Below are 14,121 nucleotides of genomic sequence, written 5' to 3'. Positions count from 1 at the left end.
CAGCATGCTGGGCTGGGAGACCACTTGGCGCGTTGCGCACGGTGCCGCCTCATGCCGGCGGGCCGGCGTCCTCGTACACGAACCGCTGCTGCCGCTTCCGGATGACGCGAGCCGCGCCCGTTAAGATCAACTCGCACATAATCACCTCCTCGAAGGAGCGAGCTTCCCACCGGCAAGGTGGCGCGGCCCTGACATAGCTCAGGACGAGCTCGACGAGAGTTAAGGTATGAGCTGCGCGCCGGGCCTTCCGGAACCAGGTGATGCCCAGACGAAGGGTAGAATGGCGTAGCGCGTGCCGCCGTGCGTGACGGCCGAAGGGCCAGGTGGGCGCTCGGGCTCGGCGCCTTGCGTCGCCCCGACGTTCAGCTCGTGCGGCAGATGTGCTCGCGCCATGCGCCGGCGTCGCGGTTGGGATTAGGTCGGCGTGGCCGTGAGGCCAACACGAGACAGATCGGGGTGAGCACACATGGATAAGCCACTTGTCATCATCACCGGCGCGACGGGCAATCTTGGACGTTCGGTGGCGGCTGTGCTTTCAGCGGATTACCGGATCGTCGGCCTCGATCTCAAAGCAGAGGCGCTGACCTTCCCGGTGATCAAGGTCGATCTTGCTTCGGACCAATCTGTGCTCGATGCCCTGGCGCAGATTCGCGCAAGCCAGGGTGGACGCGTGGCGTCGGTGATCCACCTGGCGGCCTACTTCGACTTCACGGGCAAGGAACATCCGCTCTACCGGTCGGTCAATGTAGAGGGCACGCGCCGGCTCCTGCGAGCGTTGCAGGACTTCGAAGTAGAACAGTTCGTCTATTCAAGCACGATGCTCGTGCACGCGCCGTGCGCGCCGGGCGAACAAATCGACGAGAGCTGGCCGATCGATCCCCGTTGGGCCTATCCGAAGTCAAAGGCGCTGGCCGAAGAGGTAATCCGCGAAGAACACGGCTCCATCCCCTATGCGATCTTGCGCTTCGCCGGCGTGTACGACGAGGAGTCGGCGGTGCCCACGCTGTCCAATCAGATAGCCCGGATTTACGAGCGCGAGTTCGAGAGCTTCTTCTATTCGGGCTCGCCGCTAGTGGGCCAGTCCATGGTCCATCGCGAGGATCTTGTAGAAGCTGTCCGTCTCGCCGTTCAACGCCGGGATACGCTGCCGCCCGATGCGGAGATCCTGGTCGGCGAGCCCGAAGCGCTGGGGTATGATGCGCTGCAAGACGAGATCGGATATCTCATCCACGGCATCGAGGACTGGCCGACGTTGCGAGTACCAAAGCCGGTGGCGGCAGTCGGTGTCTGGGCTCAGGATAAGCTCGAGCCCGTCGTCCCCGACGCAATCGACGAGGGTGAGAAGCCGTTCATCAAGCCCTTCATGATCCGGCTTGCGGATGACCATTACGCGCTGGATATCGGCCGCGCCGAGAAACTGCTGGGCTGGCGACCCCATCATCGCCTCAAGGATGAGCTCCCGAAGATGATCGCGGCGCTGAAGCGCGATCCTCTGGCTTGGTACAAGAGAAACGGTCTCCGGCCGCCGCACGATCTCGCCGAGGCCGCCGCGCTGGGCAAACATCCTGAGGAGGTCAGGAGGGCGAGCGACGAGCGCTACCGGAGGGAGCATTCCGAGACGCGCTGGGCGCATTTCGTAAACTTCATGCTCGGAACCTGGCTGCTCACTCAGCCGCCGCTGATCGGAGTAGCCGAGCCTCTGCTCCGATGGACCGAGATCGTCTCCGGCGCGCTGCTGATCGTCTTCGCATCGCTGTCGCTGAGCTGGCACGCACCCTGGGCGCGATGGATATCAGCCGCGATAGGCGCTGTCGTGATGGCAGCGCCGTTTGTCTTTTGGACCGACAATCCAACAGCATACCTTTCCGACACGCTGGTGGGTATGTTGATCTTCGGCTTTGCCGTCGGGACAAAGCCCGAAGTGGGGCCGTCACCTCTGGCGAGAGTGACCGGTCCGCAGGTGCCTCAGGGGTGGACGTATAATCCGTCGAGCTGGACCCAGCGCATCCCGATCATCGCCCTTGCACTGATCGGCCTCTATGTCTCCCGTTACCTCGCAGCATATCAGCTCGGCTATGTGTCCGACGTCTGGGAGCCCTTCTTTCTGGGAAGCGTCGACGACCCGCGCAACGGCACCGAGGAGATCATCACCAGCGAAGTCTCGGAAGCATGGCCTGTTTCCGATGCCGCGCTCGGCGGCTACACCTACGGCCTCGAGATCCTCACGGGAATCGTCGGGTCGCGCGCGCGCTGGCGGACCATGCCGTGGCTCGTGCTTCTGTTCGGACTGATGATCGCCCCGCTCGGGATTGTCTCGATCTTCTTCATCATCATCCAGCCGATCTGGATCGGCACCTGGAGCACGCTGGCGCTGATCGGCGCCGCGGCGATGCTGATCCAGATACCCTACTCGCTGGACGAACTGGTGGCGGTCGGCCAGTTCCTTCGCCGCCGTGCACGGGCAGGCAAGAATGTGCTTCGGGTCTTCCTGTTCGGGGACACGGACGAGGGCGGGGCTGGTGATGTGCCTGACGAGTTCGACCGACCGGCCCGCGCGATTGTGAAGGACGTGGCGATCGGTGGCGTGAGCCTGCCCTGGAACCTGGCCATTGCGGCCGCGCTGGCGGCATCGCTCTTGTTCACGCGGGTCACGTTCGGCGCAGCGCCGCCGATTGCGGATTGGGATCACCTGCTCGGATCACTGGCGCTGACCGTGATCTCGATAGCCGCCGCCGAGGTCGCGCGCTCCGTCCGCTTCCTGCTCATCCCCATTGGCGCGGCGCTCTGTGTCACGCCATTCGCTTTCGGCGCAGAGACTCTGCATTCGGCATATTATGTGCTGCTAGGTCTTGCGTTGATCGGTCTCGCCCTCCGGAGAGGCGAGGTGTCAGCGCAGTACGGGTCGTGGAACCGCCTGATTGCCTGACCAGGGCAGGCGCGGCAGGACTCGTGACACGCGGCCGCAGCGCGGCTGCGACGGGAAGGGCGGCCGCGTTCTTTGGCGGTGATATCGGGTCAGGACCTGCCCGGGGCTGCTCGCGGCAGGTGCAGGATGACTCGGGTTCCAGCGCCTTGGTCGCTTTCGACCGCGATATCACCGCCAAATTGGGTCGCGAACCGTCGGACCTGGCCCAACCCGAGTCCGGTTCTCTTGAGCGACTGCCTCGTCGTGAAGAACGGATCGAAAACGCGGGTCAGAACGTCGGGCGCGATTCCTTCACCGGAATCGACCATTTCAAGCCGAACGAAGTCGCCCGCTGCGCCTGTAGGGCTCGCCGTGCTTCGGAACGTGTTGAAGGCTCGCAGGACCAGCACGCCACCTTTTGGCATCGCGTCGGCGGCGTTCGCCAGAAGATTGAAGAGCGCAAACTGGAGATAATTGGGGAGGACGCGGACCGGCCAGAGGTCACGCGCGATCTCTGTCCGAAAGTCCACGCCGTCTCCCAGAATGGTGCTGGCCTGCGCCTCCATCCCGCGGATCAGCGCTTCAACCGAAACCCGCTCGGTCGTCACGCCGCGATCGGTGCTGAGCTCCGCGATATCGTCGGCCAGGGCGGCGGCATTCCGGATCGCGTGCTTCATTCCGGCTACGAGGCGCGCCAGCTGCTGCTGATCCGCTCCGCGCTCGATCGAGACCAGACCGGAGGCGATCACCGCCAGCATGTTGTCCAAGTCGTGCGCCATTCCACGCATCAGCATGTCGGTTTCGCGAACTACCCGATCGGCCGGGCTGCTCAACACAGTCGTGATGTCCATGACCACTCCTTCGGTCGCCGGATGCCAAGCTTCGGTCGCCATGCCATGCCGGAGCATATCGCGACCGGCGCCAATCGGGGGCTGAGCTAAATCAGTGTTAGCCTGCCCGGAGCGCTTACCGATGAAGCTTGCCACCGGCCGCCTCGGCGGAATGACTGGAAGACCCAAAGTAGCGTGGAGGGTTTTGTGCCTTAGCCGGCGAAACGGCGCAATCACGCGCCGGGGCGCTCAGCCTGAGGCGAGCGGCCACCCAGCTTTTAGTCAGCGTGCCAGGCATGTCGGCGGCTCCGCGATGACGCTGTTCGAAGAAGGAGTTAGATGCCATGTCCATTCGTGATCTGATCCCCTGGAGCCGTCAGGAGAACAAGGTTCCTGCTCAGGTCAGCGCCGCGGGCGCTGCGAGCGACCCGGTGCTCTCGCTGCACAGGGAAGTGAACCGCCTGTTCGAAGATGTCTTCCGTGGCTTCGGCGTGCCGGCGCTTGCCGGCGTCGAGCGAGGGCTCCTCGCGCCGAGCGTTGAGCTTGCTGAAACCGACAAGGAAATCCGCGTCACGGCCGAACTCCCCGGACTCGACGAAAAGGACGTGGAAGTCATCGTCGAGGAAGGCGTCCTCACGCTCCGTGGCGAGAAGAAGTCGGAGGTCGAGGACAAGGACCGGGGTTACTCCGAGCGGAGCTACGGGCGCTTCGAGCGCCGCATCGGCCTTCCCAAGGGTATCGAGCAGGAAAAGGCAAGCGCCACGTTCAAGAACGGCGTTCTCACCGTCACGGTGCCGAAGTCGGCGTCTGCCGCCGAGAGCGTCCGCCGCATCGCCGTTAATTCGAGTCAGGCGTGACGGTGCCCGCCCGTGGGCTGCATGCCCACGGGCGGAGCCAATCAAGCGATTGCGACGGTTCTGGTGAAGCTGTCCCACTCCCGGCAACGGCATATCACACATGATCAGAGCAGAAGGCGAGGGTGCTCCCGAGTCGACAGTGTATAGCCCGAAAGGTTGATCATGAGCTGCCGGTTGCGGATCACGAGCGAGTTCGCTGCGATCGCTGCCAGATCGCCGCGGCGAAGTTCCTGCATCGAGCGGCTGACATGGGTTTCAGATAAGCCGAGGAGGTCAGCCAGATGGCGACGCTGAAGCGGGAAATACGACATCGCATCTTGCCCGAGGTCCAACGCAACGAGGCGATCTACAAGCTCAAGGAGGAAGTAGGCTAGGCGTTCAGCGCCATTCTGCTTCGCGACAAGCGCCATGCGGCGATCGGCGCGGCGCTGGTCCTCCATGAGCGCGAAGACCATCGCCTCGGAGAGGTGGCTGTGCCGCTGAAACAGCTCGTCGATACTGCGCCCTGTCAACACGCACAGCGTCACGGGGGTTAGGCTTTCGACACCGCTCTCCGAATCGCCCAGCATCAACTGTTGGAGACCGATCAGGCTACCCGGCAGCAGAATGTCGATGATCTGTCGTTGCCCGGTTGGTGTAAGCTTATAGCGATATGCCCATCCCGCATACAGCGTGTACAGCTTTCCGGCGAACCGCCCAGGCTCGATGATCACGCGGCGCGCAGGAACATCGATCTGATTATTCTTGAGGGCGCGCACAAAGCTGAGCTCGGGCGCTGTAAACTTCTTGAACAGCGCCAACCGGCGAAGCGCGCAGTCTTCACACGGTATGAAGTTCATTCGTAGTCCGACCCCGTTCGCATAGCCAGTGCGCTATAGCAGAGGTGGGCCCACATGTCACACCGGTGGCTGCCTTGGCCGCGGCCCCGTCAGGTCGTGACCACCGCCGCCGCCAGACGCGCAAGCCCGATCGGATCCAGGATTTCAAGGTTGCGGCCATTCACCTGCACATAATTATGCCGCTGGAGCAGGGTGAAGGTCCGCGTCACAGTCTCGCTGGTTAGCCCGAGATGGTCGCCGATGTCGGCTCTGGACATGAGCAGATGGAAGTGGCGGCGCCCTTCCAGCCTCTGCATGAGATCGAGAAGAAAGAACGCCAGCCGCTCCATGGCATTCGACCGCCCGAGTAGGAAACCGGTGCGGAGCGCGATCCGATAGGTGCGCAGAAACCAGGTCGTGATCGTGGCGCATGTGAAGTGATCGAACTGCGACAGGCCCTCGAGCACGCTGCGATCCGTCATGATGAGCGAGGTCAGGCACAGGGCCTGGGCGAACTGGCTGCGCACCTCGTCGCGTTCGAGCAGGATGAATTCCCCCGGCAGGTAGAAGCCGCCGATCCAGCGGCGACCATCCTCGGAGATGATGCTGGTTTGGATGGCGCCGGAGAGGATCCAGTAGAGGCCATCCGACTCGGGCCGTGCAGGGAGTTCCTGGCGGTCCTTCAACATGATGAGTTTGGAGTTGAAGCCATTTCCTAGAGGCGGAGGAACGACCTTTCGCCCGCGATTCATCGCGGGCGTCTCCGTCTCATATGAGCTAATAAGCCGTTCCACATGTAAGGACGCGTAACATATGTCACGGATTAGGGCAATCCCAATGGCCGAGTCGTGTCACAGTTCGGCCGGCAGAAAGCTGAGCTATGTCAGGGCGGCAGAGGGCCGGGCCTGCAATTCCAGGCGCTACCTGGAGAATATCGATGAGCGCGTTGAGCTGGATATCGGCCAAGATCGCGATCTCGCCGCCCTCGCTGGCCCCGCTAGCGGGCGGCCGGGTGGATCAAGATCCGATGTTCAAGATGTTGGGAAGCGGCTCGGGAAACTGTGCCCCGGACCTTCCAAGGCATTCCCCAATTCGCAGCTCTTCCGGAGGAAGCGCTGCGGCAAACCGCGCCCCCCGGACCGGGGGCTCGATGCGGGACGGCCGATATCCTCTCTCGAGGAGAAACCCCGGCGAGCGGTCCCTCGCCCTTTGTGAAGGAGTCGAACCGTGAACGTCGTTCCTAAGGCGGAATGGCCTCAATATCTGAACCGCGTGTCCCGCGGCTTGACCGGGCTTCGAGCCGAAATCGAAGTCGCATCGCTCGAACTCGGCGATCAGATCGAAGCGCAATACCTGCCGATCACCGGAATCTTCTATGACCACAAGGATGACTTGGTCGGTGTGACGCTCGAGGGGCTGGATCACATGATCCGCCACCCGCAGTCGATCTATGTCGAAGAATCCGGCGATGGCGTTGCGGCGATCGCGGTGATCGATCGCGACGGAACGAATCACCTCATCAAGCTGAGGCGGCCGCTGGCGCTGCCCGCCCCCGACCAATGAGCCCGTATCCTCAACAACCAAAGGGAAGATCATGAAACGCAGTCTTTTCGCCGCGACCGCAGCCTCGGCCCTCATCTTGACGGCGGGCTGTTCCAAGCAGGACGCCGACAACCAGGCCGCCGAGAACACGACCACGGCGGCGAACAACGCCACCGCGCAGGCGACGCCGACCCCGCCGGTCGATCGCGAAGAGCTGCTCCAAGACGCCGTTTTGGCGCTGCAGGAGACGGAGAATGCTCTTGCCGCGCTCGACAAGAAAGATGCCAAGGCCGCGACCGCCGCTCTCGAGCGCGCGACGGGCAAGCTGGAAATCGTGCTCGCGCGCAACCCCAGCCTTGCTCTCGCCCCGGTCGACGTCAGCGTCGTCAGCTACGACGTCCTGGGTTCGGTGGACGCCGTGAACGCGCTGCGGAAATCGGCCGAGGACGCGCTCGAGGATGGGCGGTTGCAGGAAGCACGCCATCTCATCGACGGGCTGGCGAGCGAGACCGTCGTGCGGGTCAGCAATCTCCCGCTCGCGACCTACCCGGACGCGATCAAGGCGGCCGCGGTCCTGGTCGCGCAGAACAAGCTCGATGAAGCGAAGGCGGCGCTCGAAGCGGCGCTCAGCACGATCGTGATCCGCGACGTGATCCACCCGCTCCCGCTGACGCGGGCAAGCGCGGCGATCGAAGAGGCGCGCAAGCTGGCCGCGAACGCACAGCGGGGCGCCGGAGACGAGGCGAGGATTCAGCGACTGCTGACCACTGCGCGCGAGCAGCTCCGGCTCGGTCAGGCGCTCGGCTATGCGACCAAGGACGAAATGAAGGACCTGCTCAAGACGGTCGACGAGATCGAGGACGGCACCAAGAACAAGGGGGCGGCGACCAGCATCTTCGACAAGATCCGCGAGCGCTTCAAGAAGGCAACGGAGTCGAGTCAGCCTGCGGAGAAAAAGTGAGTTTGCGCTCTCCAAACAGTGCGGCAAGCGCCGGCGCGCGCAGGTTCGACGGTTCCGCTGGTCGGGAACGAGGGGAAACTTAGGACGATGAGTGCGGACGTTCCGATCGCGCGAAGTCCGCACTTCATCAAACCCGACCATCGAAGAACGGTTATACGAACGTTCATGCCCGGCGACTCGCCGAATGCCTTGGAGCGGGGTCAGACCCGGGCCGAGCGCATTGTCGAGCGGATCCTCGGCTTGCCTGAGGATGAATTGGCGGACGAGTACGCACGGCTGCTGAGTGTTCTTTGCGGCCGCCACCGCGACGTGGAAAAGGTCTTTCTCCAGCGCTACGAGAACGCCAGAGTACTGCTCCGCGGGAGCTTTTCGGCGAGTGGCGCTCGCGCAAAGCTGATCGGCGCCTATTTCAGCGAGGAATATGCCTATCAGTCGGCTGCCCTGTTCAACCCGAGCATCGTCAGGCATCCGGATCAGTCGGGTTGTCCGCCAGGCGCGTTGCGGTTCATCCTCTCGCTACGGGCGATCGGCGAAGGGCATCTTTCGTCCATCGCCTTCAGAACGGGCACCTGGCAGCCCGGGAGAGACATCATCCTAGATGCGGCGAGCCCGCTGGCGGCCACGCCCCGAATCAAATATCCCGAAAACGATGCTGCTGCTGTGCATCTTCATTGCGAGGACAGCCGCGACCTCTCAGAGACCGTCCTGTTCCCGATCCTCGAGCGGCAGCGCGGCGGCATCGAGGATCTTCGGCTCACCAGCCTCCAAATGGAGGACGGGTCGACACTGTTTGCAGGGACCTACACGGCGGTCGGGGGACGAGGAATCGCCCAGGAGTTGCTCACCACCCGAAACTTCATCGACTTCAAGATGCACCGGCTCGAGGGACTGATCGCCGCCTCGAAGGGAATGGCGCTGTTTCCCCGCCTGATCGAGGGCCGTTACGCGATGCTCGGTCGGCACGACAATGAGAATATTTGGCTTCTGCTGTCCGAAAACCTGCATCACTGGGACGGCGGCATCAGGATCGTAAACCCGCGATGGACATGGGAGTTCACACAGCTCGGCAACTGTGGATCGCCGATCGAAACTGCCGATGGTTGGCTCGTCTTCACGCATGGCGTCGGAGCGATGCGGGAATATTGCATCGGTGCGTGCCTTCTCGATCGATCGGAGCCCAGCCGTGTGATCGCCCGCACACGCCGGCCGCTGCTGCGCCCGTCCCCGGAGGAGCGATACGGCTACGTCCCGAACGTCGTTTATAGCTGCGGCGCGCTGCTGAGCGGGAACGACATATTGCTCCCATATGGCGTCGCAGACAGCTTCACTGCCTTTTCGACCTTGAGTCTTGATGCTCTGTTGGCCGCGATGGACTAGGCGGTAACGCACGGGGAACGTAACGGGGTCGCAGCAATCCGACTGACATGGGTCAGCCAGCCGCACGGCTTCACTGCCTACAAAGCACTTCGTCTATCGGCGCCGCCGACGCGCGATCTCGTGGAGCTGCCTGCGTGCCGCACACCTTGCCCCTTTGCCTGCTCCGGTCAGCACTTCTGATTGCGCTTCCGCTTAGCGGTGCTGGCGCGCTTGCGCAGGACGGGAAGCCTCAGCAGCCGGTCGGGGAGATGTTGGACCGCGCGGGCAAGATTGTCGTGCAGCCCGCCCACGATGTGGGTGTCGCCAGGACCGAGATTCCGCCGGTGCTCGTCAAGGCCGCAGAGGATCCATATAGCGTGGAGAAGCTTGGAACCTGCCGCGAGCTCACAGAGGCGATCAAGGAACTGAGCAACGTCCTGGGCCCTGATTTCACCACTGCGCGCCAAAGGCGAGAAAATCGGGCCGGGAGAATAGCCGAAGCCGGCGGCAGGTCCGTGGTCAATGCCTTGATCCCCTTCCGCGGAATCGTCCGGGAGATAACAGGCGCCGCTCCCGCGCAGCGGCGCCTGAATGCCGCAATCGACGCGGGCTACGCGCGGCGTGGCTTCCTCAGAGGGCTCCATTACGCCCGCCACTGCCGCTCGAACTTCTAGAAGGGGAGGGGAACGCCTTGCCGGTCTTCCGCTTGGTGACAAAGACGGTCAGAAAGCCCTGGGGCCGGCGGTCGCTTGGGCCTGGATGCGATGACGTGAGTGCGGGCGAGCAGCCCATCGGCGAAATCTGGTTCGAGGTTCCGCGCGGGAGCGGCCTTGGTGAACCAGAGCTGCTGATCAAGCACTTGTTCACAAGCGAACGGCTCTCTGTACAGGTTCATCCTGATGACGCCGCCGCGAAGGCGCACGGGCTCCCCCGCGGCAAGAGCGAAGCCTGGCAGATCCTCGAGGCAGAGCCAGGGGCGAGCATCGCCATGGGATTGCGTGAGCCGATTACAAAAGACCGGCTGCGCGCCGCGGCCAAGGACGGGTCGATCGTGGCGCTGCTCGATTGGAAGCCGGTAAGAGCGGGTGACTTCTGGTACGCGCCGGCAGGCACGATTCACGCCATAGGCGCCGGTCTCAGCCTGATCGAAATCCAGCAGAATGTGGACGTCACCTATCGGCTCTATGACTATGGTAGCAATCGCGAGCTCCATCTGGACGAGGCGGTGGAGGCTGCCCGCCCGGCGCCCTACGAGGCTCCATTCGCCCCATTCGAGTTGGCGCGGGGCAGGCGGGTGCTTGCCGCCGGAGGGCCGTTCGTGGTGGAACGCTGGGCCGACGCTTTTGCCGGCATTCTGGCGCCGCGGCGAGGCGAGCCGGTCTGGTTGATACCCCTCCGGGGCGAAGCGGTCGTGGGATCGGAGCCGATTGAGCCCGGCGGCGTGTGGATCGTCGCTGGCGATGCCGGCGTCAACTTCACCGGCTCGTGCGATCTTCTCGTCGCCTATTCGGGCCGAGCGGTGCACGAGGCGCTCATCAGCAGATCTCGGAATGAGCGGCAGTCCTGAAGTCGCTCCCGATCGAACCGAAAGCGCCTTCGTGATCTGAGCTAGATCAGTGCCGGACGGAGGTGCTGCGCATAGCGAAGCCGATGATCCCGCCTCGGTGGGCTTCTCCAAGGATGGGCCTTGAAATGCCTGCTAGCCCGGCTCGCTGCGCCACAATCCTGACATTGCTTCTCGCATGCGGGAATCCCGCGATTGCGCAGACTTCCACCGCTTCGTCTTCAAGCCCAACCGAAGGCCGCAGCGAGCAGTACAACGTACCGCCGCCGCCTGGCTACAAGCCGTCTCCTGGCCGGTTCGTGCAGTCGGACCGCGAGCGCGAGGAGGACGATCGCTACAGCCGCGAAGCCGAACGGTGGGCGGCAGAAAACTGTATTGCGGATCGCCGAATCAACGTCGCTGCAGGCGCGGTGATCGGCGGGCTGATTGGAGCGCTTGCTGGTTCAGGGCTCGCCGGTCGCTACGATAGAGCCCCGGCCACCGTCCTTGGCGCGGGTGCAGGCGCGGTCGCGGGCAGCGCCATCGCGAGGAACGCCAGCCCCGACTGTCCGCCCGGGTTCGTGGTCAAGGCAGCGCCCGAGCCTTTCTATCCGCCACCCGTCTATCCGCACGTCTATGTGGCGCCGCCGTGGTATGATCCCTGGGTATGGTACGGGGGCCACTGGATCTACAGGCCCTATCCCTATCACCGATACTGGTACAAGCGCCACTGGCGACGCCGCTAAATGCCGGAGGAGTCGGAAGTCCTTGGTGTGCCTGAGCCGCTATGGCATGGGTTTGCCACTCCGGAGCATTTGGCCGAGAGCCTGGTCCGAGAGGTATCGGGCATCATCACCGATCGTCTGGATACGGAAGGCGCCGCCTTCGTCGCCTTTCCAGGTGGCCGGTCGCCTGTGCGCGCGTTCGAATTCCTTGCACCGCGTGCGAGCGGGTGGCGTGGGGTCACGATCATCCCCACCGACGACCGCCTCGTGCCGCCAGGCGACCGGCTGTCCAACTATGGTCTGCTGGAGAGATATTTCGCGGCGGGGCAAGCACAGCTCATCCCTCTCGCAAGACCACCGTTCGATGATCCTGCCGCGGCGGCAGACGCAGCCGAGCTGAGGCTTTCGGACCTGGCTTGGCCGCTGGATCTGGTCTGGCTAGGGTTCGGCCTGGACGGGCATGTTGCCTCGCTCCTCCCGGGACCCGACCTTTCCGTCGCGATGCGTTATCCTGACTGGAGGCGCGTCGCGGGCGTCAGGCCCGTGCCGCTTCCGGCCGAGGCGCCTGTGGCAAGGGTGACGTTGACCCTGAGCGCTATTCTCTCGGCAAAGCGACTGCTGATTTCCGGCTGCGGCCGGGACAAGCTGGAAGTCGTCAGACGGGCCTTGGATGAGGGTGCGGAGTCACAGATGCCGCTGGGCATCGTCTTAGCTAAAGCGAAGTGCCAGCCCGATCTGTTCTGGAGCCGATAGCGTCCGACTTGCCGGTGGATCAGGCTCGCTTCGCGACGTCTCTCATGCGGGCCCGGCTCAGTAAGCTCTTTGCGAAGACGCATGGCAGCGAAAGGCTGGGAGTCGTGGAGAAGATGCCGGGGCTCGCCCTTTTTCCGAGCACTGACAAAGATCAGCGTTTCGCCGAGCCGGCACGCTTAGCTTGCCCAGGTCTTTGGTGCTCGATCGGCTCGCCGGAAGGCTGATCGAGCTGATCGACAGGAGATCCTGGATGCGGAGGTTCGTTTTCGTTCCAGCGTTGTTGCTAGCGGTCGCCTGCGACACGCGTAGTCACGCCCAGACGGCACCGCTGAATGCGGAGGGTTCCGGTCGCCTGGAGTCGGCGCGTGGGGCGCCCCCGAGCTTCGCCGATCTTGCGGCCCGTCTCTCGCCGGCTGTCGTGAACATCTCGACGACGTCGCGTGTCACGGCGCGGAGAATGCCCGAGTTTCCAGGCGGCCTTCCGTTCGGCGGCCTGTTTCCCTTTCCGGAGATGAGCCGGCCACCCGCTCCCCGTAACGCGACGTCGCTCGGATCCGGATTCCTCATTTCGGCAGATGGCTACGTCGTCACGAACAACCACGTCGTGGCGGGCCGCGGCGCGGGCGTGCAGGTCCAAGCGATCAAGGTCACGCTGACCGGCGGGCAGGAATATCCGGCTCGCGTGGTCGGGCGTGACGAAGCCTCAGACCTCGCTGTCCTCAAAATCGAAGCCAATAACTTGCCCTTCGTGCGCTTTGGTGACTCGCCGGGCGCGCGCACCGGCGACTGGGTCCTGGCAATCGGGAATCCCTATGGCCTTGGCGGCACGGTGACGGCCGGAATCGTGTCCGCCCTTCATCGCGACCTCCGGTCGGGGCCTTATGACAGCTTCATCCAGACCGATGCCTCGATCAACTCCGGCAATTCAGGCGGCCCGCTCTTCGACATGCAGGGCAATGTGATCGGGATCAACACCGCGATCATTTCCCCCACCGGGGGCAATGTCGGGCTGGGCTTCGCGATCCCGGCCGAGATCGCAAAGCCGGTCGTCGATACGTTGAGAGCCGGCGGTCGCGTCCGCCGTGGCTATCTCGGCCTCCTGCTGCAGCCTGTCACCGAGGATGTCGCTGCCGCGCTGGGCTTGCAGAAGGACCGCGGCGAAATCGTCGCGGAAGTGCAGCCGAACCTGCCGGCGGCGCGTGCGGGCTTGCGGCAGGGCGATGTCATCTTGCGCGTGAATGGGAGCGAGATCACGCCGGAGAACTCGGTAGCCAGGCTCGTCGCAGCCGCTCCCGTCGGCTCGCGGGTAACGCTCGAGGTGCTTCGCGAAGGTGCCCAGAAAACGCTGACGGCGGTGGTTGCCGAACGGCCGCCAGAAGCGAGCCTCAACGGCGAGGACGAAGAATTCGACCTTGACGACGATGGCGAGGGTAAGGCGAGCGCCTCCGCCGGGCTGGGCCTTTCCGTCCGGCCGCTCACGCCCGCGCTTGCGAGCGAACTGCGGGTCGATCCTGGAACCCAGGGTCTCGTCATCGTGCAGGTCGATCCTTCCAGCGACGCCGCGGCGAAAGGGCTGAGCGAGGGCGACATCATCCTGTCGATCAACCAGCAGCCTGTGAGGAGCGCGCAAAATGCTGCGAGCCTGATCGCTGCGGCGCGGAAGGCGGGAAGGAAGCAGGTACTGCTGCTGGTCAAGCGCGGCTCGGCGCCGCCTCAGTTCGTCGGCGTCAAATTGGCGGGACAGCCCTGAGCAATGGGCCGGACAGGAGAACATGCCCTCGGCACTTCTCGAAACCTTGCGTGTTGGAAGAGGCGGCTGATGGTTGCTCCG

At 63.9% G+C, this 14,121-nt stretch carries 13 protein-coding genes; 9 read left to right on the top strand and 4 right to left on the bottom strand.

Annotated features, from left to right (window positions below):
• The first annotated feature begins 466 nt into the window (after positions 1-466).
• Complete coding sequence (locus NX02_RS29045) at positions 467-2,926, top strand: NAD-dependent epimerase/dehydratase family protein (protein WP_047100285.1); 2,460 nt, start codon at positions 467-469, stop codon at positions 2,924-2,926.
• An 89-nt stretch (positions 2,927-3,015) separates the two neighbouring features.
• Here the strand turns inward: NX02_RS29045 and NX02_RS29040 are convergent, their stop codons facing one another.
• Entirely contained in the window at positions 3,016-3,756 is a 741-nt protein-coding gene (locus NX02_RS29040; RefSeq protein ID WP_047100453.1) for a sensor histidine kinase, read from the bottom strand.
• A 323-nt stretch (positions 3,757-4,079) separates the two neighbouring features.
• On the opposite strand from NX02_RS29040, the gene NX02_RS29035 reads away from it, so the two are divergent.
• The gene (locus tag NX02_RS29035) at positions 4,080-4,592 is read left to right on the top strand and encodes an Hsp20/alpha crystallin family protein (RefSeq protein WP_047100284.1); all 513 of its coding nucleotides are present in this window, start codon (positions 4,080-4,082) and stop codon (positions 4,590-4,592) included.
• Between the two features lie 104 nt (positions 4,593-4,696).
• Here the strand turns inward: NX02_RS29035 and NX02_RS29030 are convergent, their stop codons facing one another.
• A complete protein-coding gene (locus NX02_RS29030) occupies positions 4,697-5,431 on the bottom strand; it encodes a Crp/Fnr family transcriptional regulator (protein WP_007406257.1) in 735 nt (244 codons plus the stop codon).
• 89 nt (positions 5,432-5,520) lie between these two features.
• On the bottom strand, positions 5,521-6,162 hold the full coding sequence (locus tag NX02_RS29025; protein WP_047100283.1) for a helix-turn-helix domain-containing protein: 642 nt from the start codon (positions 6,160-6,162) through the stop codon (positions 5,521-5,523).
• 475 nt (positions 6,163-6,637) lie between these two features.
• Here NX02_RS29025 and NX02_RS29020 point away from each other — a divergent pair, with 475 nt between their 5' ends.
• The 3 genes from NX02_RS29020 (at position 6,638) to NX02_RS29010 (ending at position 9,290) form a co-directional block, all read left to right on the top strand.
• Positions 6,638-6,973, top strand: coding sequence for a DUF5335 domain-containing protein (locus NX02_RS29020; protein WP_007406253.1), 336 nt, complete (start codon positions 6,638-6,640; stop codon positions 6,971-6,973).
• A 211-nt stretch (positions 6,974-7,184) separates the two neighbouring features.
• Positions 7,185-7,913 (top strand): YfdX family protein, encoded by a 729-nt coding sequence (locus tag NX02_RS29015; RefSeq protein ID WP_245648934.1) that lies wholly within the window; start codon positions 7,185-7,187, stop codon positions 7,911-7,913.
• Between the two features lie 87 nt (positions 7,914-8,000).
• Positions 8,001-9,290, top strand: coding sequence for a glycoside hydrolase family 130 protein (locus NX02_RS29010; RefSeq protein WP_084718407.1), 1,290 nt, complete (start codon positions 8,001-8,003; stop codon positions 9,288-9,290).
• A 167-nt stretch (positions 9,291-9,457) separates the two neighbouring features.
• Here NX02_RS29010 and NX02_RS33410 read toward each other — a convergent pair whose 3' ends face one another.
• Complete coding sequence (locus tag NX02_RS33410) at positions 9,458-9,913, bottom strand: hypothetical protein (protein WP_158014293.1); 456 nt, start codon at positions 9,911-9,913, stop codon at positions 9,458-9,460.
• A gap of 125 nt (positions 9,914-10,038) precedes the next feature.
• Here NX02_RS33410 and NX02_RS29000 point away from each other — a divergent pair, with 125 nt between their 5' ends.
• The 4 genes from NX02_RS29000 (at position 10,039) to NX02_RS28985 (ending at position 14,040) form a co-directional block, all read left to right on the top strand.
• Positions 10,039-10,836, top strand: coding sequence for a class I mannose-6-phosphate isomerase (locus tag NX02_RS29000; protein WP_245648933.1), 798 nt, complete (start codon positions 10,039-10,041; stop codon positions 10,834-10,836).
• Positions 10,837-10,961: 125 nt separating this feature from the next.
• Positions 10,962-11,558 (top strand): glycine zipper 2TM domain-containing protein, encoded by a 597-nt coding sequence (locus tag NX02_RS28995; protein WP_162232735.1) that lies wholly within the window; start codon positions 10,962-10,964, stop codon positions 11,556-11,558.
• A gap of 69 nt (positions 11,559-11,627) precedes the next feature.
• Positions 11,628-12,290 carry a 6-phosphogluconolactonase gene (locus tag NX02_RS28990; protein WP_245648932.1) on the top strand — a complete coding sequence of 221 codons (663 nt, stop codon included), beginning with the start codon at positions 11,628-11,630 and terminating at the stop codon, positions 12,288-12,290.
• 250 nt (positions 12,291-12,540) lie between these two features.
• A complete protein-coding gene (locus NX02_RS28985; protein WP_245648931.1) occupies positions 12,541-14,040 on the top strand; it encodes a Do family serine endopeptidase in 1,500 nt (499 codons plus the stop codon).
• Positions 14,041-14,121 lie beyond the last annotated feature (81 nt).

Source organism: Sphingomonas sanxanigenens DSM 19645 = NX02, from assembly GCF_000512205.2.
In the GTDB taxonomy this organism is placed as follows: domain Bacteria; phylum Pseudomonadota; class Alphaproteobacteria; order Sphingomonadales; family Sphingomonadaceae; genus Sphingomonas_D; species Sphingomonas_D sanxanigenens.
Note: the sequence above shows the minus strand (reverse complement) of the source record. Positions and strands in the feature narration are given on the sequence as shown.